The sequence below is a fragment of the Bifidobacterium catenulatum PV20-2 genome (assembly GCF_000800455.1).
GTDB classification, from domain to species: Bacteria; Actinomycetota; Actinomycetes; order Actinomycetales; family Bifidobacteriaceae; genus Bifidobacterium; species Bifidobacterium kashiwanohense_A.
In genome coordinates, this window is sequence record NZ_CP007456.1 from 2,347,797 (window position 1) to 2,370,978 (window position 23,182).

Below are 23,182 nucleotides of genomic sequence, written 5' to 3' on the forward strand. Positions count from 1 at the left end.
CAATAACGCGCCCACACTACTATGGTGCGCAACAAACGATGAAACATCGAAAGGAATGTGGATGGCCCAGAACAATAAGGATGCGCAGAAGCGCGCCAGCCGCGCCGAGCGTAGGGCCGCTGAGGCCGCGGCCATGAAGGCCCGCGCCGAACAGATGGAAAAGGAACGCAAGCAGCAGACCATCATCGGCGCCATCGTGGTGGCCGTGCTGGTGATCCTGGTGGCGATCGGCGCGTTCACCGTGTATCACAACATGCACAAGAATACCGAAGCCCAGGCTTCCACACAAACCGTGGAAGAGGCATACGACAAGCTGCAGAAGGTCAAAAACACGCCAAAGCTCGTCGACGACAAGGGCGGACTGCTGCTTTCGAAGAATGGTTACGGCAAGTCCGTCGACGGCGCTCCGACGGTCGCGATCTACATGGACTTCCTGTGCCCGGGTTGCGGCAATCTGCATCGTCAGCTTGATGCGGATCTGCAGAAGATGGTCGATGCTGGGCAGATCAATCTTGACTTGCATTTCATGGCGTTCATGGACAAATGGTCCACTGACGAATATTCAAGCCGTGCCGCGAATGCCGCAATCTACCTGGCCGAACATGACAGCAATCCGACGCATCTGATCACGTTCATGGAAAAAATGTACGCCGAGGATTTCCAGCCTGAGGAAAGCTCGAACTACAAGTCAGTCAGTGATGATCAGATCAAGGAACAGATGATCGCCTCGGGAGTTTCCGAGGAAGTGGCGGACAAGGCGTTCGGCCGCGACTACCAGGATTGGCTTGACGCCATCGACGCCTATACGCCGAAGCGTTCCGAACTGTGGAACACGTCCGGAACCTACAAAGACAGCATGACCACCCCAACGGTGACCATAAACGGCAAGTTCTGGAATATGAACCAGCTGAGCACCGCGCAGGAAACCATCAAGGAAGGCCTGCTGGAGGCCATCGGCATCAAGTCAGACGATATTGGAAAGGAAGGCGTAATGCCCTCCATCGGATCCGACAAGGATCCGATCTCCAACACTACTGGCGAGTGATCAGCCCTACTCAATCCTCATAATCGAAAAATAATACCCCCCTACTCGCCAGCGTGCCAGCCGAAGCGCAGTTCTAAGTTGACGGCATCGGGCACGCTGGTTATGCTATTCAATCGTTGCCGTTTTTATGCATTATGCTAGAAAGCGGCACAAGCCTCCTTAGCTCAGATGGCCAGAGCGGCCGCCTTGTAAGCGGCAGGTCGTCGGTTCGATCCCGACAGGAGGCTCGAAACCCGTTTTGACGGGCTTTAACCTCTTACCATGGGTAAGTGATCCAGAAGCCTTCCCCCAACTTATGGCTTCTGGCGACCGGACGAGGCTTCCCCCAACCTGCCTTGTCCGGACAGGGGGCAGGACATCCCCTTCTCTCCTGCCCCCTTTTTTCTTTAGTCCTTTTCCTCGAAAATGTGGCGGTATAGATAAAACCAGCGGAACCCATGCCATTCGTCCCGATCTGACCGTTACAATGACGGCGATGTAGGCAGCCGCTGGAAAGAGGACGTATGACGAGAAGGTGGACCCCCGGAGATTTGTGACGCTTCGGCGTGCTCGCGTTACGGCATGCGTGGTCTCGTTGACGCTCGCTTCGACGCTCGCATTCGGCGTAGGCGCGCGCAAAACCGTCGCTCTGACCATCGATGGTGAAACCACCACCGTAACCACATACGCGATGAGCGTCGACCGCCTGCTGCAGGAACGCGGCATAAAGGTCAAAACGCATGATCTTGTGGAATCCACCAGCCCCACCAACATGCTGAGCAACCATGACGTGGTGACGGTACGAAGCGCCTACCAGACCACCATCACCATCAACGGGCAGGAAGTGCCCTTCTGGACAGTGGCGACCAGCGCCGAACAGCTGATTGGCTTTTTCGAACAAAACGAAGCAGACGCGGCAAAAGTCACCGTCAACATCGACAACGTGTACAACAAACTCACCGGCGGACTGATCATCAACCAAAACGGGCCGGTCACCGTCATCGCAGACGGGCAAAGCTCCGAAGCACCAAATGGCAAACTGCCGGCGGCCTCCATTCTTGACTCCAAAGGCATCACGCTGAACAAGGAGGATCGCGTCAGCGTCGAAAAAGACAACGGCGAAACGATCCTGCGCGTCCGCCGCGTGACGCACGGCGAGGAGACACGCACGAAAGCGGTGCCTTTCGGCACGCAAACCATCGTCGATTCCAGCCTACAGCCCGGCGAAGTCGTGGTCCGGCAGGAAGGCGAGGAAGGCGAAATCCAGCAAACATACGACGTCACGTATGTGGATGGCGAGAAGGAAAGCGAGACGCTGACTAACGAAACGACCACGAAAATCGCCCTTGACCGGATCATCGCAGTAGGACCGGCAGCATCTTCCGACGATTCTGGTTCGGGTGGCGGATCCGGCAATTCCGGAGATACTGGCAATGCCGACAATTCCGGGAAAAATGATAATTCCGGAAAGAACGATAATTCGGATAAGAACAACAATTCCGATAATTCCGACAAGAAAAACGATTCGAGCAATAATTCCGATAATACGAACAATTCGGGCGACAACAAGAAAGACGACAGCGAGAAAGACGATTCCGGATCAAAAACGGACCCGGATCCGACGCCAACTCCAGACCCGACCCCCACACCGGATCCGACACCGACGCCCACCCCGACACCGCAACCTTCCGATCCTTCGGCAGGATGCCGCCTCTGCCACCCCTCCCCCGCGCAGGCACAGGCCTACGCAGCCGGAGCCGCGGCGCAATATGGCTGGACCGGGCAAAACTGGACCGATCTGGTAAAACTGTGGACGCGCGAATCAAGCTGGCTGTGGTATGCGGAAAACGCATCCGGAGCTTACGGCATCCCGCAATCGCTTCCAGGCAGCAAAATGGCGGCATTCGGCGCAAACTGGCGTGACGATGCGGCCGTACAGATCGACTGGGGTCTAAGCTACATCGCGCAATGCTACGGCAGCCCATCGAAGGCATGGGAGCATTCCGAGCGAATTGGATGGTATTAAACAACGTCGATCGCAACAATACGCAAACGTAACAACACACACTTTTTCGTACCAGTTGAACGGATAATGAGGTAATGACAGAAAACGCGAACGAAACCAACGAAATCGACGAAACTGTGCAAGGCCGCCTGCTGGGGGCTGCTGACATTCGCCGTATCGCAGCCGAGGCCGGTATCAGCCCGACAAAAAAATTCGGGCAGAATTTCGTAATCGACCCGGGCACGGTTCGTCGTATCGTGCGCGAGGCGGGTGTGACCGCCGACGATCATGTATTGGAAGTCGGACCTGGATTGGGTTCGCTGACATTGGCGATTTTGGAAACCGGCGCCACGATGACCGCCGTGGAGATCGACCCGCCCGTTGCGGAACGACTGCCCGGCACCATCGCCGAATTCATGCCGGACGCGGTGGATCGTTTCCGTGTAGTCAACCGTGACGCACTGACCGTAACGCCGGAAAATCTGCCTGATTTCAATAATGACGATTCGTTCACTCTCGTAGCAAATCTGCCATACAACGTGGCCACGCCGATTCTACTGACGTTGCTGGAACGTTTTGACAATCTCGGAACTTTTCTGGTGATGGTGCAGAAGGAAGTCGCGGACCGACTGAGCGAAAAGCCCGGTTCAAAGATTTACGGCACTCCAAGCGTGAAGCTCGCATGGTACGGCACCGCGGAACGCGTGGGCATTATCGGACGCAATGTGTTCTGGCCGGCGCCGAATGTGGATTCCGCGCTGGTGCTGTTCAAACGATACGAGGGCGGGCACACGCCTTCCGCCAACAATCCCGACGGTTCCGTGGTGGACCGCACAACCGTGTTCCGTCTCATCGACGCCGCATTTGGGCAGCGCCGCAAAACCCTGCATGCCGCGTTGAAGAAAATCGTACCTTCCGAAGCGTTTGAGCGGGCAGACATCGATCCGACGCGACGTGGCGAGACGCTTACCATCGACGAATTCGTGGCATTGGCACGAGCCATGGGCGAGGTGTCGGCGGCATGAGCGGCAACGGCAACGCAATCAATGAAGTCAGTGTGGACTGCCCTGCAAAAACGAATCTGACCTTGCACGTGGGGGCACCACGCAGCGAATGGGGCGGCCGGCACGAGCTGGACACCATTTACTGCGCCGTCGGCGTATACGACACCGTCACCGTCAGCCGTAAAAAGCCCGGAGCCGGTTTCTCCTTGAATCTTGATGGCGCATATCTTGGCGATCTGGCCTCATCCGGCAGTGACATGCGACGCAACCATGCAGTGCTCGCCCTATTCGCCATGGCCGAAGCGAGCGGCCATAAACCGGACGTGGCGTTGAACATCGAAAAACGCATTCCCGTCGGCGCAGGCATGGCGGGTGGTTCCGCCGATGCGGCCGCCACGATTCTGGCGTTGAACACGCTATGGAATCTTGATTGGCCCATAGAACGGTTGCAACAGGTCGCCGCCACATTGGGCGCGGATATGCCGTTCTGCCTGACCGGAGGCTACGCGCGAGGCACAGGCTTCGGCGAGCAGATCGAACAGCTCAGCGAGCACAGCAACGACGTGCGCGAATTGACGAAACAGGGTTGTGCGGGCCGTCTCTTGGTCGGCGCGTATCAGGCGGAACTGCGCACGCCGGAAGTGTATGCCATGTTCGACCAAATCGGCACCGGAGCAGGAGACAACAATCATCTGCAACAAGCGGCGATCTCACTGCACCCACGCAGCGGACAGGCGATCGACGAAGCGTTGCGGGCGGGCGCAAAGCAAGCGTTCGTCTCCGGATCCGGCCCTTCCGTAATCGCATTCGTACCAACCGACGAAGCCGCACGCGCCGTGCAGTCGGCATGGCGGCAAAACCGTTGTGTCGACCGCATCATCGCCTCCAAGGCACCGGCCCATCCGATTGTGCATATCATCGCGTAACAGTAAGGTTGAAGTCAACCGTTTTTTGGAGAAGGACTCGTACATGACTCAGGCTAACGACGAGCGCGCCGCGCGCAAACAGTACATTCGCCGCCGTCAGAAGGTGGCGTTCACCATCACCGGCGCCATTTTGACGGTCGCATTGGTGATTTCCTTGCTGTTCTTCTTCCATGTTGGAGGATTGGGCAAAGTCAATTCGGCTGCAGTACAGCCGAATTACGGCCAGCAGGCTCCTTGCGCCGCCCAGGAACAGGACGGCAGCAAAGGCAAGTACGTGGAGAACCGCAACATCACCGTGCGCGTGCTCAACGGCACTGAATTCTCCGGCTTCGCACAGGCCGTCAGCAGCGCGCTGCAGAATCGCGAGTTCAACACCCAGGCCGCTGGCAACTACACCAGTTCCAAGGTGGAACGCACGATGATCATCTTCGGCAAGAATGCCATTAATCAGGCGTACACGGTGAACAGCAACTTCACCGACGCAAAAATGGTGATGGACGATCGCGAGGATATGCTGATCGACGTTGTGGTCGGCGCGACCTTCGACAATCTACAGAATCAGAAGCAAGTGCCGACCGCCGGCAAGGAGATCGAAAGCTTCGAAGGATGCGTTACCGTCGACAAGATGACTGACGTACAGAAGGCCCCCGAACACGACGCAGTTTGATTTGTAGAGTTTGTGAATTTGCAGACTGACCGCACGACTTCATTTTTCGTTCGAAAATGCAAATCGTGCGGTCAAAATATTGAAATCGTGAGATCAGCAGGCAGATTATTCGGCCTGCTGCTCCTCATACCAGCGATTCAGCTCGGCAACAGCGACATCATGCTCGACCGGGCCGTTATCGAGACGATATTCCAGCATGTGCTTGTACGCCTTGCCAACCAGCGGTCCCGGTTCAATGCCGAGCAGCTGCATGATTTCGTCACCATTCAGATCAGGGCGGATCGCGTCGAAATCCTCCTTCTCCTTCAGATCGCGCACGCGCTGTTCCATCTCGTCCATCGCCGACGAGAACACCATGGCCTTGCGCTTGTTCTGCGTGGTAGCATCGGCACGCGTAAGACGGTTCAGACGCTCGTACAGCGGGCCTGCGTCTTTGACGTAACGACGGACCGCGGAATCCGTCCACGGCTCCTCCACGTAACCATGGAAGCGCAAGTGCAGATTGACCAGCTCGCTGACGTCCTCGACCATGTGATGGTCGAAATGCAATGCCTTAAGGCGCTTGCGGGTCATTTTCGCGCCGACGGCATCATGATGATGGAAACTCACCTTGCCGCCCGCCTCGAAACGACGGGTCTTTGGCTTGCCGATGTCATGCATGAGCGCGGCCAAACGCAACGTCAGATCCGGAGCTGGCACAGGGCCGTCCGGGCCGGTTTCGAGAGCGACAGCACGATCAATGACGATCATGGTGTGCTCGAATACGTCCTTATGACGATGATGTTCGTCAATTTCGAGCTGCAATGCCGGAATTTCCGGGAAGACAATATCCGCAAGACCGGAATCGACCAACGCTTCGATACCTGCACGCGGGCGATCGGACAGCAGCATTTTGACCAGTTCGTCGCGTACGCGCTCGGCGGAAACGATTTCGATGCGATCGACCATGTCAGTCAGCGCTTCGGCGGTTTCAGGTTCGATGCGGAAGCCCAGTTGTGCCACGAAACGCACGGCACGCATCATGCGCAGCGGATCATCGTCGAACGACTGGCGAGGATCGACCGGGGTGCGCAACACGCCCTTGGACAAATCGTTCGCGCCGCCGAACGGGTCGACGAATTCCAGTTCCGGCACACGCAACGCCATGGCGTTCACCGTGAAATCGCGGCGGGAAAGATCACCTTCCAGCGTGTCGCCATAATTGACTTCCGGCTTGCGCGAGTCGGGGTCATACGTGTCGGAACGGTAAGTCGTTACCTCAACCTGCACTTCCGTGCCATCCTCACGACGACGCATCGCGCCCAACGTGCCGAATTTGCGTCCCATATCCCAAAATCCGTCACGCCCGAAACGGCGCAAAATATGTTCAAACTGCTCAGGACGCGCCGATGTGCAAAAATCCAAATCATGCGATTTGCGATGCAACAGCAGGTCCCGGACAGGACCTCCCACCAACGCCAATTCATAGCCTTCTTCGGCGAACATACGCCCTAATTCAATGGCCTCTGGCCACACTTCGAAGTTCACGCCATCCCTTTCCGGCACCACAAGTTTCTGCCCTACCAGCATACCGTTACCCCACCTGCACACAGAATTGAGTATGGTTGGAATCATGATTACGCCCGCAGACCTTGCACGCATGCTTGCCCATGCTGCGGACGACCATACCCAAAATCCGATGGCACCGGACAAACTGCTATACACATCGCAGTCCGTTTCCTTGCGGCAAGAGACCATCATCACGCCTAGCGCACCCACCCCAGCAATGATGCCGCAGCGGCGCGCCACAGACGGTCCGACCACCTTCGCCTCGCTCGACGCGCAGGAACTGCCGGTGGTACGCGAATATTCGGCGGGCGGTCTCGTATTCGACGACAAGGGGCGTGTGGCGATCATCGCACGTCATTCACGCAGCGGGCATTTGGAATGGTGCCTGCCGAAAGGTCATATCGAAAAAGGCGAGACACCGCAGCAAACCGCCGTTCGCGAAGTACATGAGGAAACCGGCATTTTGGGTGAAGTGGTCGATTCCATCGCCACCATCGACTACTGGTTCACGGGAACCAGCCAGCGCGTACACAAGCTGGTGCATCACTTCGCATTGCGCCAGATCGGCGGCGAGCTGACGGTGGAAGGCGACCCGGACCATGAGGCAGAAGACGCGATTTGGGTGGATTTTGCTGATTTGGACGACGTTCTCAGCTACCCGAACGAACGAAAGATAGCATGGTTGTACGCAAGGAAACTCAACAGACAGGCGTGAAGGTGAATCAACCCGCACAACGGAACGTTCCGCACGGCATACGTGCTCTTTCGGCAATCCTCGCCATGGTCATGACCATGGCGTTGATGTTGTTATACGCACCTACGCCACATGCCAAAGCCGAAGAAACACAGGAAACACAATCGGGAGCCATGCTGTCGATCGACTCCTCCACAGCCGTGCTGACAGACACTTCCGGCTATCATCTGAGCGCAACGGTGACCAACACCACAGATCAGGAAATCCCATCGGGCACGCTGACCCTCGCCATGAACGCCTTCTACACGTTCGTGTCGCGCAACGATATCCAGGAATGGTCGGAAGGCACCGGGCAGATCCCAACGCCCGATATCGTGGGCCAGAGCGAGGTTCCCGCGCTTCAACCGGGAGCTTCAGCGAACGTGCGCATCGACGCGGAATCAAGCCAAGAGGCACTGGCATCCATTAACTCCTGGGGTCCCAAGCCCATCACTCTCAGCTATGAGGCCGGCGGAGTCCAGCAAGACAAAGCACACACTTTCGCAACACGGACCGGAGCTGGAATCAATACCCCCGACACGCCCGCGATGAATATCACCATCGTACAGCCGCTCGAAGCGCAAGGATGGACCACCGACAACACCATGCTGGAACAGCTCGTCAACAAAGGTGGTGTCACTTCCGCAGAACTTTCGAAAATCGCCGTTCCCGGCAAAGAAGACGAGGCACGACTCAAGTCGCTGGAACAGACGTTCACCAAGCATGACAAACTGCAGGTGGTGGCCGATCCAACCTATCTGAAGGCGATGCCAATGCCGACGCAAGTCGACGGCATCACGCAACCGGCCCTATTCGACATCACCGCCTATTCCGCGCTGAACGACAGCAAAACCTATGATTCGGCAAGCGTCGGCACCTCGCAATGGAACGCCAAACAGGCCTTGAAAAACTATCAATTGGCGTTGGGCGACCCGAACGCGAGTATGACCACGTATGCATGGCAGGGCACCGGCAATTGGACGATCGAGGCGCTCACGAAAGCCAAGCAGCAGGGGTACGACACCGTCATCGCCACGCATGATTTCGAAGAGAACGATGCGGCCACCGCGGAAACAGGCAAGGCCATAGTTGCCACCGACGCGGGCAACGTCACCGTGCTGACTGCGCAAAGCGTGCTTTCCAACCTTGCACAAGGCAAGGCGACCAGTGCCAACGCTGAAGCGGATGGCGAGGGTACAACGGCCGGGCGTCTCGCACGATTCGTCGCGCAAAGCGCGTTCTACCAAATGGAACAGCCGTATGCGGAACGCAACCTGCTGGTCTGCCTAAGCGACAATTCCGACCCAGCCGTCGTGGACGCGCTGATGACGGACGTCGAACAATCGCCATGGCTGAACATCACCGATCTGAACACATTAAGCAACGCCGACCCCGCCTTGAGCGGCGACGATGCGGCCGCGATCGTGCCGCAATCCGACGGAATCAATGATGCGACGCAAGCCAATCTCAGGCAGACGCTCAACACGCTGGCAGCCTCGACAAACGACATCAAACGATTCAATGCGTCCATCCTCACCGACGTCGCCGACGATGCCAAGCAGGCCCCCACAGGCCTCAAAGCGTGGCGCAGGCAGCTCGTCAACGCGCACGGCATCATGGCCCTGCACGCGCTAGGCGGCGAAAACCCAGCCGGAAGCACCATGGTGGAAGGAGCCGGGCAACTGGCGTCCCTGCTCATCAACGGCGTGGCCATCACACCGACGGAAAACGTCAACGTGGTCAGCGAAACCGCGCAAATGCCCGTTACCATCAGCAACAGCCACCCCTATCCGGTCACGGTAAAAGTCTCATCGTTGACCAACTCCATGCAGATCGTCACTTCGCGTTTCGACACCGTGGAAGTGCCCGCGCACGGCGAAGCCCAAGTGGCGTTCACCATCCGCGTGGCCACCTCTGGCACCGCGGATGCCACGCTCAGCCTGCAGGACAGGCAGGGCATCACATTCGGAGCGACACAAACCACCCACATCACCAGCGCATTGCAGATCAGCGACAAAACCGGCTTCATCATCATCGGCATCGCCGTGCTGCTTGGAGCTTTGGGACTGTGGCGCCAATTCCACCGTAAGAAGGATCCCGACGAATGAGTTCTTCCGTTGGCCGTAATTCACTAATCATGGCCTCCGGCACCGCGGCCTCGCGCGTGACCGGGCAAATCCGTACCATTCTGCTCGCTTGGGCTTTAGGCACCACCGGCTATGCGGCAAACGCCTATCAAGCCGGATCCATGATTCCGCAGGTCATCTACACTCTGGTTTCCGGCGGTATCTTCAACGCCGTGCTCGTACCGCAGATCGTGCGCACGTTGAAGGCGAAAGACGCCGAAACCAAGCTCAACAAGCTCATCACACTCGCCATCACCATGTTGTTGACGGTGGCGATTCTGATGGCGCTGTGCACGCCGTTGCTCACCAGACTGTATGTGAACGGCGGCCCGGAAACCATGGCGTTGGCAACCTCGTTCACCCTGTGGTGCATGCCCCAAATCTTCTTCTACGGCCTGTATACGGTGATCGGCCAGATTCTTGCAGCTAAAGACCATTTCACCGCGTATGCGTGGAGTTCGGTGGGCGCGAACATCATCAGCTGCATCGGTTTCGGCACATTCATCGCATTGTTCGGCCGCGCCACGGAACATCCGCTTGATTTCTGGACCGCCGACAAAATCGCTTTGACGGCCGGAACATGGACGTTAGGCGTGGTATTCCAAGCATTGGTGTTGTTCATTCCGCTGACCAAAATCGGATTGAAATACCGCCCGCAATTCGGACTTCGCGGCATCGGCTTGCGTTCGATGGGTCCGGTCGCGGCTTGGAGCGTCGGCATTGTCGTAATCGACCAGCTCGCCAATATCGTAATCACGCGTACCTCCACTAACGCGCCGATGCTCGCGCAGCAGCAGTTCGGCATCAATCCGCTCGACGTGGCCGGCAATGCTTCATACCAGAACGCGTACACGATTTACATGCTGCCGTATTCGCTGATTGCCGTTTCGCTGGCAACTGCGATTTTCCCGAAAATATCCCGTGCGGTCGCCGACCATAATATCGCCGAAGCGCGCATCGATCTCAGCCAGGCGCTGCGTAATATGGGCGTAATCATGTGCTATTTCTCGGTCGCTTTCGTAGTGATGCCCGTTCCGATCATTCTCGCGTTGCTGCCGTCCGTAAGCGTCAAGGAAGCCATTCTCATGGCGGGACCGCTTATTGCACTTGGCGTGGGACTTCCCTTCGCCAGCGCATATCTGATTATTCAACGCACGTTCTACGCATTCGAAGACGGCAAATCGCCGTTCATTTTCATGCTGTTCGCCATGGGCATTCAAGCGATAGGCGTGATAATCGGCGCGAAACTACTCCCCCCTACTGAGTGGACGACAATGATCGGCACGGTAGGAGCCATAAGCTACATACTGCCGATTCCCATCCTGTATGTCATGCTGCGCAAACGATTCGAAAACAATATCGACGGTCTACGCATCGCCGTCTCGTATATAAAATCGATTGGCGCGGCAGCAACGGCCATGTTCATCGGCGTGACGGCACGCGACAGCATCTACCAGCTTGTCGGCGCCCAGATCGGAGCGGTGGACGGTCATATGAACTGGATTCAGGCAGTGTCGTGTGCCGCACTGCTGGCCATAGTGACCTTCATCGTTTACGTAGGCATGTTGCGGCTGCTGCGTTCCGAGGAATTCGATGAGGCGATCGCACTGATTTACTCACGTATTCCCGGACTTCGCAAGCCGACCAGCCCCAACGATAGACTGGGACAGGGCGACGCCGAAAACGGCGAGTGACCATAGGCAGAACAAACGTTTACAAAAAGTTGAAGGAACCCATGAAACCTCAGCTGGGAGATACCATCAGCAATCGCTACGTGCTCGTTTCGCCATTGCGCGAAGAAACCGGACTGCAGGTCTGGAAGGCCAGCGACCATGTGCTCGCACGGGATTGCCAGCTGTTTATTGTCAGCAGCAGCAAGGCATTGCAGGAAGTCAACGCAACCGCTTCCATGCTGGCTATTTCGCATGATTCCCACTTCACGAAAGTGCTGCAGCTCCAGCATGCCGGCCAGGTCGCGCTGGTGGTGACGCAGCTCGACGAAGGCATGACCCTCAGCGAATATCTTGCGCTGAACGCCAACCAGCCGTTGAGCTATACCGCCATGCGCTCCATCATTGGCGAAGTCATCGAATCATTGCATGCGCTGCAAAAAGACAATCTCACGCATTTCTCCATCAGCACCGACACGGTGCGACTGACCCGTTCCGGCATTCAGATCGCAGACGCTCCGGTGAGCATCATGCTTGCCGACACTTCCCGCGCGCAGTCTTTGGAAAATCGGGAACAGCTTGCGATTCGGCAGATTGCGGCATTGCTGTATGCGATGTTGACCCGACGCCCGTCCACATTGTCGACTGATTTCCGTCTGGAAACGCTCGCACCGACCACGCCGATGGAATTCCGCGTGATCTGCAAGCGCGGTCTCGAACTTGAAGAGGACGACGGCTTCCCTACCGTTCCGATGGCGACCATTGCGGAATTGGAAGCGTTGCTTGGTGAGTACCAGCCGCTGTCGTCGTTGGGAAGCATGGATATCACGTTGCCTTCCATGGATTCGGAATGCTCAATCGCCAATGTTCCGTTGCTGCAGATCCTTGAGAAGGATGTGCTCCCGCTGCCGGATACGTTGGCAGCGGCTGGAAGCATTCCGGAAATGACGTTCACGGCTCCCGAACCGCATAACGATTTTTCCGACGGCAAGGAGGCTTTGGCGAAAAGCGTCGCGGCCACCAGTGGAGCGGTGAAATCGTTGTGGAGCAGCGGCCGTGAGCTGCTGAGCGAAGAAGATATCGATGGCGTGACCGACACCAACGATTCCCCCTTCTCCTTCCCCATCAGGGTTTCCGTACCGGCCGATGGCATGTCATCCGACGATTCCCAGTTGGAAAAAACCGGCCGCATTCCAGTGATCGGCGCGGACGGTCAGGTCATTCAGCCCGGCGAGGAGTCCGCCCGCGCGTTGAAGGCAGAGCAGGAGGCGATCGACGCCGCGTATGCAGCCGGTCGAGCCGCGGTTCCGCCGAGCTTCACGCCGAAGAATCCTTCTTCCGCTTCGGCGAATACTGACGTTGCCGACGCGAAACTGTTTGGCAAGCTGAAAACGAAGGTCGTTGCGATTATCGTTGCGGTCATCGTAGTTGCGGTTGCGCTTGGGTTTGCAGTTCATGGTTTGATGCAGCCTTCAGATTCGGTTACAACTGATTCAAAAGGACCATGGCCGGAAATAAATCTTGACGAAGTGCCGTTCGGCGAGGGAGATCAATCGGATACGAATTCCACGAATTCTTCCAATTCCGATACGTCCGGCAATACCGATTCGTCCAATTCCAAGGATTCTTCCGATGCTTCCGCCAAGGCGCCGGCATCCAGCGGGTCGACGGCGTCCAAGCAACCCAAGAAAACCGAAGACAAGGTTGTGACCGCCGACAAGCAGTCGAAGAAGGTGCCGAATCCGAAGCAGCCAGAAAACACGACTGCATACGAAATCGACAATCGCCAGTTCCTGTCGAATCCTGACGGACAGCAGGGCTATGGATATTACGTGCATCTGAGCCAACCACAGAAGGCGTATCGCATGGTCATCAAGATTCGTTCTTCGGGCGGCCAGGGATACATTCGCGTGAACGCGACGAACAGCCCGTCCCAGGGTGAGCAGGTGGCACAGTTCAAATTCGACACTTCCGGTACTACCGAAGTGAAGTTCGATAAGTCTGTGGAAACGCAGGACATCATGCTGTGGGTGCCGCTTGATAGTCTGCCGGGCAACCAGTTGTACATCGAAAGCATTCAAGTGTTCTGATCATTGTCACCGTCTTTCTAACGTTTTCCAGAGAAGACGCGCAAAGGAGGGCACGTGTAATACGCATGTGCCCTCCTTTGTATCCACCACTCGATTGTCTGTCTGCTGAAATCGTGCGGCTAAACCAGCAGGCCATGCAGCCAATCGCATAATCCGTCTGCACAAGTCGTATTTTCTGTCTACACAACTCCCGAATTGGCGGTCAAATCCGACTTGTGCAGACATAAAACCGGGGTTATACAAACACAGAACGCAAGTTGTACAGACAATCCGCCGCGCAGACCACTTACTCGGGCCAGTGCTCGAAGAGGGTGAGGAGCTTTTCGACGTTGGCGTCGCTCCAGCTGTCGATTCGAGGGCCATCGTACGCGCTGTTGTACGGCTGATCAAACACGACCACATGCTGCCCCGCCTCGCGCAGGGTTTCGATGTTCGCCGGCGAATCGTCAATATGAATCGTGGCCTGCATACTATCTTTCAGCCCGGTAAAGCACAGGCTCATGTACGGAATATGGTTGCTGTCCAACCATTGCGCGGTGTCGGAAACAACCATCTGATGCTGGCCGGACACGAACAGCCTATGCGTGACGATGCGAATGTACACGTGCTCGCCCGCCAATCGTTGCAACGCCTGCGCGACTCCCGGAAGCGGCTTCATCGTTGCATACAGATGCTCACGTTCCGCGGCTTTATGCGTTTCGATGTAATCGTCGAGCGTGTCGAACGGCCATCCATCTTCGCGAATGAGATTGTAATGCGCGGTCTGCAACGCACGTTCCGGCACGTCAACGCCCTGCCGCTGCAGGTAATCGCGAATCGCACCCTTGTAATCCGCGCAGACACCGTCCAAATCGAGATTGAGCACACGATATCCCTGCACGCCCACGCGCTGGCTCTCGTATTGTTCAGGAATATTTGCCATATCACGTTCCTTTCTTACGCCCGACGCCGATCAGCCCGTCGAACAGCCACACTAATCAGCCCGCTATCAATCAATGTAACCTGACATTCGCCGGCAACAAGCGCAAATACTCCCGCAAGTAAGGAAGATAGAAAAGATGGATAATCCGAAGATCGCGTCGCTTCTTTTTGCGACGACGACACTGCCCTGCAATCGACGAGCGACTTTCATCACAGCATCATTACGTTTATTTCAAGATTAGCCGATGAAAATACAAAAGAATCAACGATCGTTGCATGACATCGATGGTTGCGCCTGCCTATAATGAAGGCACAACAGAACAAAGAGACATGATGCGGCAGGAACCGGAGAGAAAACCGGAGCCGCACCCCACACGCGGGGAAACGGCAACGCCACCCGCGCTGAAACAACAGAAAAACAAGACTTACGGCAGCGGCCAGAGGAAAGAAAACGACAGAAACGCGCCGCCAAGCCGAATGAAAGGAAACATCATGAAGAACAACACTTTCGATCAGATCATCAACGCCAACCTCGCTTCCATCGATCCGGGCTTCGGCCAGTTCGCACTCGCCAAGGCAAGCGCCGACCTGTTCAAGAAGGTCATCAACAAGTGATCCAAGGCCTGCACAGGCAGGCGTCACAATTACACAACCAAAGGGCTTGCGTTCCACATGGAGCGCAAGCCCTTTCTCATGTTCCGCTCAAGCACTGCTAAGAATCCAGCCACCACCAGCAACTGCATACACAGCCCCGCACGCAACCACACACAACAGCTTATGTTTCACGTGAAACTCTGTAGATGATCCGGCTTGGAAAGTACTTGATAATACGCCATAGGAAAAAAGAATACGTGAAATCATGCGATGTGAGGCTGTTCGCTTCGGCGGTTCGCTACAGTGGGAATATGAGTGATTTGCGAGATGTGATTATTGTCGGATCCGGCCCTGCAGGATATACCGCGGCCATATATTTGGGTCGGGCTGGATTCAAACCACTGGTCATTGCGGGCGCGCTGACCCCAGGCGGGCAGCTCGTCAACACCACCGAAGTGGAGAATTTCCCAGGCTTCCCCGATGGCATTATGGGGCCGGAACTCATGGATAATATGCAACGCCAAGCAGAGAAGTTCGGCGCAGAAATCGTTTGGGATGATGTTGTTTCCGTAAGCAACGATGACGCCACCAGCGTGAAAACCGTGCGCATCGATCAGGGGGACGTTTTTGAAACCCGTGCTTTGATCATCGCAACCGGATCGGAATACCGCAAGCTCGGCATCCCCGGAGAGGCGGAATATTCCGGCAAGGGAGTGTCATATTGCGCGACTTGCGACGGCTTCTTCTTCCGCGATAAGCCGATTATTGTAGTCGGTGGCGGCGATAGCGCATTCACTGAGGCTGATTTTCTTTCCCGGTTTGGATCGTCGGTGACGTTGATTCATCGACGTTCCGAATTCCGCGCATCGCAGATTCTCGTGGAACGCGCTCAACAGAATCCGAAAATCAATATCGTCACGGATTCCGTGGTGGAGGAAATCTTGGGTGACGACAACGGAGCCCAATCCGTGAACATTCGCAACGTCATCACCGGAGAGATTGACACGATTGCCGCAAACGGTATTTTCGTAGCGATTGGCCACTCTCCCGCAACAGCTTTCATTGACGGCATTGTGCAGCGAGATGCGGCTGGATATATTCAGGTGGACGGTGCCAGCACACATACCAGCACTGCTGGCATTTTTGCAGCAGGCGACTGTGTTGACAGTATTTACCGTCAGGCGATCAGCGCCGCCGGCATGGGCTGCCGGGCCGCCCTTGACGCCCAAGCTTACCTCCAGCAGTGACACTCCCCACCATGGTCATTCACACAGTCACATCACAGTCATATCACAGTCGTGACCGTGTGAATGACCGTCATGTGACCGCGATACACGGTCATGCCCTGTAAAAACTTAAAAAACGAGCGAAAGGGCGGCATATTCTGTTCACGATTGCAAGCTTGGCCAAACAGCCTTGAGTGTGTCGTGAATAGAATATGCCGCCCTTCTGCGAACATCACACTGATCAGACAGAAAAACTCGAAAAATACTATTCTTCAGCAGATGGCATGAGCATGTCGACAATGCGATTCATGTCGTCTTCGGATTTGAAGACGATTTCGATGCGGCCATGTTCCTTGGATCCCTTGATGGATACCTTCGTGCCGAACTTCTTTTCAAGTCCGAGCTGCATTGGCGTTCCAGCCCACGGGTTCAGCTTGTTGGTCTTCGCTTTCTTCGGCTGATCCGATTCGGCGACCTTCATCGACACGATTTCCTCGGTGCTGCGAACAGACAGTCCTTCAGCGATAATGCGCGTCGCAAGCTGTTCCATATCAACTTCAGTCGGCAATCCCAGCAGCGCACGCGCATGACCGGCCGATAAGAGTCCGGAAGCGACCTTCTTTTGCACGGTTGCAGGCAGATTCAGCAATCGCAAGGTATTTGCGATCTGCGGGCGTGATTTCGATACGGATTTCGACAATTGCGCCTGTGTCAGACCGAAATCGTCAATCATCTGCTGATAGGCGGCCGCTTCTTCCAGCGGATTCAATGCAACGCGATGCAGATTCTCCAGCAGAGCGTCACGCAACATGTCGTCGTCGGCCGTGGTTTTGACGATTGCAGGAATCGTTTGCAGACCTGCGATCTGTGAAGCACGCCAGCGACGCTCGCCCATGATGAGCTCATACATGCTATCCATGCGACCGTCGAACATATTATGCGACTCGTCATTGCTGGCGGCGTTCTCCTTGCGCGCGGCCTCGATCTGCGCAAGCGGGCGTTTCCGTACCACGATGGGCTGCAGCACACCGACTTCCTTGATGGAATCGGCAAGCTCACGAAGATCATCCTCGTCGAAAATAGTGCGCGGCTGATGCAGGTTGGGACCGACATCACTCAGACGCAATTCAACCAAGTAACCACCCTGCACCGGCAGTAGTTCCGGTTCGTCGTTCTTTGCGTCTTCGTTCTTTTTTACTGCAGCGGTTTCACGTGAAACACTCCCCTGCTTCGCGTCGGCAGAAGGAGCGACAGGACTGGTGGCACCGAAGAACATGTCGGCTGGATGAGCCGCTTCGTTCAGCGTGATGGAAGGCATGCTGGCACGATGAACGCTTCCCTTCTTGGTTTCACGTGAAACGTTCTTTTTCATGTCGTGGACAGCATCGACGGAAGCCATGGCTGTCGCCACAGAACTTTTAGCGCCTACGTTCTTTCCCACAGACGGCACGGCAGCACCAGCCATACTTCCGGAAGTTTTCGCGGACGGCTTGCTATCGGCCTTCACCTCCACAGCAGGCGCAGCCGGCTCAGCGGCAGCTTCCGACTTTGCCGACTCTCCCGGAAGAGACGGAAACAGCGCGCCGAGACCCATGCCCAAACGTGATTTCGTAGCCATGATCAGTTCTCATTCCTTCTTGCATCAATAGCCTGCAACACCGTCTGCGAGCGACGTGCGAGTTCCAACGCGGCCTCACAGTAGGAGATTGCACCCATACCCTTGGGGTCGTAGGCGATAACGCTTTGATTAAAGCTTGGCGCTTCCGAGATTTTCACCGTTCGTGGAATCGTGGTGTCCAGCACGATGGTCGGATAGTGGCTTTTGACCTCGTCATACACTTCACGGCTAAGCAGGGTTCGCTTATCGAACATGGTGATCAGCATGGTAGAAACAAGCAGTGACGGATTGAAATGTTCCTGCACCAACCCGATGGTATTGATAAGCTGACCAAGACCCTCCAACGCATAATATTCAGCTTGGATCGGAATCAGCATCTCATGAACCGCGCACATGGCGTTAATTACCAGCAGGCCAAGGCTTGGAGGGCAATCGATGATCACGTAATCGTAGTGTTCCTCGCTGTTCTCAAGATACTCGTCAACCGCGGTTTTCAGTAGAACATTGCGATTTTCCATGTCGGCGACTTCCAGCTCGGCACCGCTCAGATCAATGGAGGCTGGCACCACGTCAAGCAGATCGAAGTCAGGGCAGGTGCGCTTGACTTCGGCAATGGTTTTCCTACCTTCGATCACGTCGTATACCGACGGCTCTCCCGACGCATGCGGAGCGCCCAACGCGGTCGACGCATTGCCCTGCGGATCCATATCGATCAGCAGCACCTTGGAACCGAACTGGGCTAACGCAGCGGAAAGATTCACTGCAGACGTGGTTTTGCCAACGCCACCCTTCTGATTGGCGACCGCGATCAGGCGCGTCTGCTCCGGCTTTGGGCAAACGGCCTTCTGCAAGGCACGATAGCGAGACGATTCGTCGGCGATCTGCGAACCAAGAGGAGAATTCGATCCTCCGAAAATTCGTTTGATGGTTTCCGTCGCCGATTCCATCGATGTCAGGTTATCTGGTCCTTCAGGTCCAGTCATACGTCAGCCTTCCTTACGATATGCTTAACACTCAAGTTTCATCATTTGGGTGGACAGATTCAACCCATCCACCCATTGTGCGTAAATGTGGATAACTGTGGATAGTCGGTGGATAACTTACGTTGCTTGCAAAAAGTTATCCACCGATATTTCGTTGCTATTCCAACATTTTTTTCGCGCTTTATTTCAACGATTCTCCAGTTGTGGATAATGTGGACAACTCGCTGAAATGGTGGATAACTTACTTTTTATCCACCATGAGTACATGGGTCGATTCAAGCCCCGGACCGACCTCAGCATCCACTACTCGTGGACGAACGCCGCCGCACTTGGTGATCTCCTTGGAGGCTTTTTCGATCTCCTCCTGAGCGGACCTTCCCTTCAATGCGACCAGGCGTCCACCGCGTTCAAGCAACGGCAACGTCCACCCGGATAGTTTGGTCATCGGCGCAACGGCACGACTGGTCACCACGGCGAACGGATGCCTTGCCTGAATGGGCTTGCCATCCAAATCCAGCACAGGACCGCGGGCAACCGCTCCCCTGCCGTTCCTGCCGCCTTTGCCGTTTCTGGCGTTTCCATTGCCACGGTTGCCGCCTTGAGCACCAGACGTACCCGCAATGGCCTCGATCATCTCATTGGCTCTGGCACGCACCACCGTAACGTTCTCCAGCTCCATGTCCGTCACGCACTCGTTCAGCCATTCGATACGCCGTTCCATGGGCTCCACGAGCGTGAACTGGTGATCCGGCAGGCATGCGGCCGCAACGATACCGGGAAAACCGCCGCCGCTGCCAATATCGGCAACCGTTTTGAACTGCTTCTTGGCCGTGGATTCCCTCACGAAAGGCACAATGGCAGCCGAGTTCAGAATATGGCGTTCCCAAATAATCCCAACGTCTCGTGGTCCGATCAACCCACGGGGTTCGCCCTCTTCGGCAAGTTTCGCATGAAAAACACGCAGCTTGCCTAACGCATCCCCCAGCACTTCCTCAAGAATCGGCGAATCATCAAGTTCGTCTGTCACATCACTCATGGGCACCATCCTATATCCTGCTCTTCCTTATTGCTGGTATTCCAGCCATTACTCCCCGACCAATGCCGGCAATATCGCACGGCCTACGCAGACTGTGCGCAAGTCCATGCACATAGGCGTCACGTACCCAGCGCACGACCTGCGTGCAGTCATTCACCAATCGCAATAAAAAAGCGCCACCATGATGGTGACGCCGTGTTTCACGTGAAACGAGCCAAACTCAGGCCTCATCCTCGTCTTCGGTTTCCTCGGCGGCGGAAGCCTTGAAATACACCGTAACGTAACGACGTGGCTCCTCGCCGTGGGAACGGGACTTCATGCCTTCCTCACGCACCACGTCGTGCACGATCTTACGCTCGAAGGAATTCATCGGCTTCAGGTCGACCGGCTCTCCGGTCTCACGCACCTCGTCGATGGCATCCAGCGCGATGTCGTGCAGACGCTGACGCTTGCGCTTTAGATAGCCGTCGACGTCCACAATGAGATGAGAACGTTCGCCGGTCTTCTGCTGCACTGCAAGCCGCGTCAGCTGCTGCAATGCGTCGACGACCTCGCCGTTGCGTCCGATGAGATGCTTGATATCCGTATCATCATCAGCGACGATTTGCACGGTAGGACGATTGTTGCGCACGCCCATTTCAATATCACCCTCGTAATCGACGATATCGAGCAGTCCTTCAAGATAATCGGCAGCGATATCAGCTTCCTCGTTGAGCTGATCGATGGTCTTTTCCTCATCTTGCGCCATAGTGGTTGTACTCCTTTGAGCGGGGTTTCTATTACTAAAGTCTTGTTAGGTAAAGTCTAGTTACTGTTTACCACGTCGACAATAAACGCTGATAAAAGTGGTGTGTCCCGCGTTTCATGTGAAACACGGGACACACTCTTACTCACTTCTTTTTCTTTTTACGGCTCGGCTGCTGACGCTGGTAGCCGTGCTTTTCCTTCACTTCGGCGGCTTCCTTGGCCTTCTGCAGCGCCTCTTCCTCGAGGGATGGCAGACCGGCCTTGGCTCGGCGGGCGTTCTCATGAACATGATCACGCTTTTCCTTCGCTTCGGCGGCCGGAGATCCCGGAGTCGGGAAGACGTGGATCTGCCAGATGGAACGCAACAGATTGCAGATGTTGTTGGTGAGCCAGTACACCAGCACAGCGAATGGCATGGCAATACCGGAGAAAATGTACATGATCGGGAACATCCACAACATCATCTTCTGCATCATTTCGGTCTGCTTGTTTGCCGCAGACTGAGCCATGTTACGCTTCATGCTGTTGTACTGCATGAACCACAGGCAGAAGCACATCAATGCAACGAAGATGGCGATAACTACTTTGCCATGCACAGCGGCGGTCGTGAAGTTATCAGCCACGTTCACACCGAACACTGTGGTAGACGTGAACTGCTTGGCTGTGGCGATGTCGAAAGCGCCAAGACCCTGTCCGTCCCTGAATTTGCCGCGTGCGATGTACGGAATGGCTGACAGCGTATAGAACATGCACATGAACACGGGACCCTGCACGAACATAGGGAGCATGGAAGTGCAGCCACCCATCGGGTTCGCATCATTGTCCTGGTAGAGCTTCATCATCTCGCGCTGCATGGCTTCCTTGCTGGCGGGATCATTCTTGCCCTTGTATTTGTTTTGGATACGCTGCATCTTTGGCTGCAGGACGGCCATCTGGGCCTGCATCTTGCGCATACCCTTCATGGACTTGTAGAACAGCGGAAAAACGCATGCCTGGACCACAAGTACTAGGAATACGATGGACATGACCCACGAGAAACCGATCTCGTTCATGCCCAGCATCACCAGGAACTTATGGAATACGGCCATGATCTGCGTCATGAGCCACTCGACGGGATACAGGAGCTTATACAGCCAGCCCCAGAAACCGCTGTCGAGGAGGAATTGATTTTGATTCATTACAGGCCAGTCTCCTTATCGCCTATAGGTTTTTCTACGTTCAGAGGCGTGAGCCGAGGTTCCTCGTGTGCCTTCGACCACGAACATCTGTAAAACAAGGAATAAAGCTGCGGAACGTCGTCAATTCCCCCACGGTTCCACTGATTGCAGCGAAGAAGGCGCAATAACGCAAGAAGGCCACCCTTAAGGCGGCCAAATCGTTCAATCGCCTGAATCGCATAATTGGAACAACTTGGATAATATCTGCAGCAGGGTGCGGTATTCGCGGAAATATGACGTTGGTACCAGCGAATGGCGCGAATCATCCAATTTCCGTCACAACCGGCGTTCATTACTGACGCACGGCCTTACGATTCACCGCTTCAAAACATGCCACGATCTGCTGTTCCAACGATAGAAAATCAGCATGTGCAGCACTTGGCTTGGCACGCAACACGATATCGCAGGATTCAGGTAAGGCAGATTCGTACTTTCGTGCAAGCACGCGGAAACGACGTTTGACGGCATTACGCATTACTGCGTTGCCGACAGCCTTGGAAACGGCCAAACCGACACGTCGGCCCCGCTTCGCCGTGGAATCACCAATAACGGCATCGTCGTGCACCAAATAATGCACGACGATGTCTTCTCGCGATACCCTACGACGGCGTTTGAGCACCGCGACGAAATCGCGATGGCTTTTCAGCCGTTCCACCGCTCTATGCCGTTAAATCAGGCAGCGAGGGACTTGCGGCCCTTGGCGCGGCGACGGTTGATCAGAGCGCGACCTGCGCGGGTGCGCATGCGCTGACGGAAACCGTGCTTCATGTGGCGACGGCGGTTGTTCGGCTGGAATGTCCTCTTCATAATTAATGCTCCCGGTGTTTTTAGCCATGCCAAGGCACGGCTCCTCATGAGTCAAGCTCTACCAAGTTACTCTGACCCCTGAACAGAGTAATTGCCTCCACTAATTCCTTCACATTTTGTGGGGACTCTCCCCACAAAACAATCCACAAAAAACGTTGCTATATCGCCAAACTCCCCACAAAAGTTATCCACAAACTACATAACTGTTATTCACAATTCAGCCATTTCAACACGCTTACC

General features: G+C 55.6%; 18 protein-coding genes, 1 tRNA gene and 2 pseudogenes. 11 read left to right on the top strand and 10 right to left on the bottom strand.

What is annotated here, in order from left to right; all coding sequences use genetic code 11:
- The first annotated feature begins 61 nt into the window (after positions 1-61).
- The 6 genes and pseudogenes from AH68_RS09935 to AH68_RS09960 all read left to right on the top strand — a co-directional run bounded on the left by AH68_RS09935 (position 62) and on the right by AH68_RS09960 (position 5,626).
- Positions 62-1,045, top strand: coding sequence for a DsbA family protein (locus AH68_RS09935; RefSeq protein WP_039199582.1), 984 nt, complete (start codon positions 62-64; stop codon positions 1,043-1,045).
- A gap of 153 nt (positions 1,046-1,198) precedes the next feature.
- A tRNA-Thr gene (locus tag AH68_RS09940) sits at positions 1,199-1,272 on the top strand.
- Between the two features lie 276 nt (positions 1,273-1,548).
- Positions 1,549-3,050, top strand: a pseudogene (locus AH68_RS09945) (aggregation-promoting factor C-terminal-like domain-containing protein).
- 74 nt (positions 3,051-3,124) lie between these two features.
- Complete coding sequence (gene rsmA, locus AH68_RS09950) at positions 3,125-4,054, top strand: 16S rRNA (adenine(1518)-N(6)/adenine(1519)-N(6))-dimethyltransferase RsmA (RefSeq protein WP_052189230.1); 930 nt, start codon at positions 3,125-3,127, stop codon at positions 4,052-4,054.
- Positions 4,051-4,959, top strand: coding sequence for a 4-(cytidine 5'-diphospho)-2-C-methyl-D-erythritol kinase (locus AH68_RS09955; RefSeq protein WP_039199584.1), 909 nt, complete (start codon positions 4,051-4,053; stop codon positions 4,957-4,959). Before rsmA ends, AH68_RS09955 begins: the two co-directional genes overlap by 4 nt.
- A 43-nt stretch (positions 4,960-5,002) precedes the next feature.
- The gene (locus tag AH68_RS09960; RefSeq protein WP_039199586.1) at positions 5,003-5,626 is read left to right on the top strand and encodes a LytR C-terminal domain-containing protein; all 624 of its coding nucleotides are present in this window, start codon (positions 5,003-5,005) and stop codon (positions 5,624-5,626) included.
- A 105-nt stretch (positions 5,627-5,731) separates the two neighbouring features.
- On the opposite strand, the gene AH68_RS09965 is transcribed toward AH68_RS09960, so the two are convergent.
- Complete coding sequence (locus AH68_RS09965; protein WP_039200109.1) at positions 5,732-7,153, bottom strand: CCA tRNA nucleotidyltransferase; 1,422 nt, start codon at positions 7,151-7,153, stop codon at positions 5,732-5,734.
- Positions 7,154-7,226: 73 nt separating this feature from the next.
- Between AH68_RS09965 and AH68_RS09970 the strand changes: the two genes are divergently transcribed.
- The 3 genes and pseudogenes from AH68_RS09970 (at position 7,227) to AH68_RS11375 (ending at position 13,793) form a co-directional block, all read left to right on the top strand.
- On the top strand, positions 7,227-7,889 hold the full coding sequence (locus tag AH68_RS09970) for an NUDIX hydrolase (protein ID WP_003833496.1): 663 nt from the start codon (positions 7,227-7,229) through the stop codon (positions 7,887-7,889).
- Positions 7,853-10,015 (top strand): DUF6049 family protein, encoded by a 2,163-nt coding sequence (locus tag AH68_RS09975; protein ID WP_052189231.1) that lies wholly within the window; start codon positions 7,853-7,855, stop codon positions 10,013-10,015. Before AH68_RS09970 ends, AH68_RS09975 begins: the two co-directional genes overlap by 37 nt.
- Positions 10,012-13,793, top strand: a pseudogene (locus AH68_RS11375) (lipid II flippase MurJ). Before AH68_RS09975 ends, AH68_RS11375 begins: the two are co-directional and overlap by 4 nt.
- Before the next feature lie 286 nt (positions 13,794-14,079).
- On the opposite strand, the gene AH68_RS09990 reads toward AH68_RS11375, so the two are convergent.
- Positions 14,080-14,715, bottom strand: a complete 636-nt coding sequence (locus tag AH68_RS09990; RefSeq protein WP_039199591.1) for a 5' nucleotidase, NT5C type — start codon at positions 14,713-14,715, stop codon at positions 14,080-14,082.
- 491 nt (positions 14,716-15,206) lie between these two features.
- Between AH68_RS09990 and AH68_RS11205 the strand changes: the two genes are divergently transcribed.
- Together AH68_RS11205 and trxB are read left to right on the top strand one after the other, a co-directional pair.
- A complete protein-coding gene (locus AH68_RS11205; protein ID WP_268871197.1) occupies positions 15,207-15,329 on the top strand; it encodes a hypothetical protein in 123 nt (40 codons plus the stop codon).
- Between the two features lie 290 nt (positions 15,330-15,619).
- On the top strand, positions 15,620-16,555 hold the full coding sequence (gene trxB, locus AH68_RS09995) for a thioredoxin-disulfide reductase (RefSeq protein WP_039200115.1): 936 nt from the start codon (positions 15,620-15,622) through the stop codon (positions 16,553-16,555).
- Positions 16,556-16,799: 244 nt separating this feature from the next.
- Here the strand turns inward: trxB and AH68_RS10000 are convergent, their stop codons facing one another.
- The 8 genes from AH68_RS10000 to rpmH all read right to left on the bottom strand — a co-directional run bounded on the left by AH68_RS10000 (position 16,800) and on the right by rpmH (position 22,942).
- Positions 16,800-18,152, bottom strand: coding sequence for a ParB/RepB/Spo0J family partition protein (locus tag AH68_RS10000; RefSeq protein WP_039199592.1), 1,353 nt, complete (start codon positions 18,150-18,152; stop codon positions 16,800-16,802).
- A gap of 2 nt (positions 18,153-18,154) precedes the next feature.
- The gene (locus tag AH68_RS10005) at positions 18,155-19,099 is read right to left on the bottom strand and encodes a ParA family protein (RefSeq protein ID WP_039200117.1); all 945 of its coding nucleotides are present in this window, start codon (positions 19,097-19,099) and stop codon (positions 18,155-18,157) included.
- A 277-nt stretch (positions 19,100-19,376) separates the two neighbouring features.
- Positions 19,377-20,180, bottom strand: coding sequence for a 16S rRNA (guanine(527)-N(7))-methyltransferase RsmG (locus AH68_RS10010; protein ID WP_081995933.1), 804 nt, complete (start codon positions 20,178-20,180; stop codon positions 19,377-19,379).
- A 211-nt stretch (positions 20,181-20,391) separates the two neighbouring features.
- Positions 20,392-20,919, bottom strand: a complete 528-nt coding sequence (locus AH68_RS10015) for a Jag family protein (protein ID WP_039199594.1) — start codon at positions 20,917-20,919, stop codon at positions 20,392-20,394.
- 142 nt (positions 20,920-21,061) lie between these two features.
- Complete coding sequence (gene yidC / locus AH68_RS10020) at positions 21,062-22,096, bottom strand: membrane protein insertase YidC (RefSeq protein WP_033501587.1); 1,035 nt, start codon at positions 22,094-22,096, stop codon at positions 21,062-21,064.
- Positions 22,096-22,401, bottom strand: coding sequence for a membrane protein insertion efficiency factor YidD (gene yidD, locus AH68_RS10485; protein WP_004222749.1), 306 nt, complete (start codon positions 22,399-22,401; stop codon positions 22,096-22,098). The genes yidC and yidD overlap by 1 nt, the downstream gene beginning before the upstream one ends.
- A 26-nt stretch (positions 22,402-22,427) precedes the next feature.
- Positions 22,428-22,790: a ribonuclease P protein component gene (gene rnpA / locus AH68_RS10025; RefSeq protein ID WP_039199596.1), complete on the bottom strand. Its 363-nt coding sequence runs from the start codon at positions 22,788-22,790 to the stop codon at positions 22,428-22,430.
- A gap of 17 nt (positions 22,791-22,807) precedes the next feature.
- Complete coding sequence (gene rpmH, locus AH68_RS10030) at positions 22,808-22,942, bottom strand: 50S ribosomal protein L34 (RefSeq protein ID WP_003807168.1); 135 nt, start codon at positions 22,940-22,942, stop codon at positions 22,808-22,810.
- Between the last annotated feature and the right edge of the window lie 240 nt (positions 22,943-23,182).

Coding starts and splice junctions, on each gene's coding strand:
- AH68_RS09960 (WP_039199586.1), top strand. CDS start 5,003: ATGACTCAGGCTAACGACGAGCGCGCCGCGCGCAAACAGTACATTCGC.
- AH68_RS09975 (WP_052189231.1), top strand. CDS start 7,853: ATGGTTGTACGCAAGGAAACTCAACAGACAGGCGTGAAGGTGAATCAA.
- yidD (WP_004222749.1), bottom strand. CDS start 22,401: ATGATTCGCGCCATTCGCTGGTACCAACGTCATATTTCCGCGAATACC.
- AH68_RS10015 (WP_039199594.1), bottom strand. CDS start 20,919: ATGGCGCAAGATGAGGAAAAGACCATCGATCAGCTCAACGAGGAAGCT.
- AH68_RS10010 (WP_081995933.1), bottom strand. CDS start 20,180: ATGGTGCCCATGAGTGATGTGACAGACGAACTTGATGATTCGCCGATT.
- AH68_RS10000 (WP_039199592.1), bottom strand. CDS start 18,152: ATGGCTACGAAATCACGTTTGGGCATGGGTCTCGGCGCGCTGTTTCCG.
- AH68_RS09955 (WP_039199584.1), top strand. CDS start 4,051: ATGAGCGGCAACGGCAACGCAATCAATGAAGTCAGTGTGGACTGCCCT.
- AH68_RS09990 (WP_039199591.1), bottom strand. CDS start 14,715: ATGGCAAATATTCCTGAACAATACGAGAGCCAGCGCGTGGGCGTGCAG.
- AH68_RS10005 (WP_039200117.1), bottom strand. CDS start 19,099: ATGGAATCGGCGACGGAAACCATCAAACGAATTTTCGGAGGATCGAAT.
- rsmA (WP_052189230.1), top strand. CDS start 3,125: ATGACAGAAAACGCGAACGAAACCAACGAAATCGACGAAACTGTGCAA.
- trxB (WP_039200115.1), top strand. CDS start 15,620: ATGAGTGATTTGCGAGATGTGATTATTGTCGGATCCGGCCCTGCAGGA.
- rpmH (WP_003807168.1), bottom strand. CDS start 22,942: ATGAAGAGGACATTCCAGCCGAACAACCGCCGTCGCCACATGAAGCAC.
- AH68_RS11205 (WP_268871197.1), top strand. CDS start 15,207: ATGAAGAACAACACTTTCGATCAGATCATCAACGCCAACCTCGCTTCC.
- AH68_RS09970 (WP_003833496.1), top strand. CDS start 7,227: ATGGTTGGAATCATGATTACGCCCGCAGACCTTGCACGCATGCTTGCC.
- yidC (WP_033501587.1), bottom strand. CDS start 22,096: ATGAATCAAAATCAATTCCTCCTCGACAGCGGTTTCTGGGGCTGGCTG.
- AH68_RS09935 (WP_039199582.1), top strand. CDS start 62: ATGGCCCAGAACAATAAGGATGCGCAGAAGCGCGCCAGCCGCGCCGAG.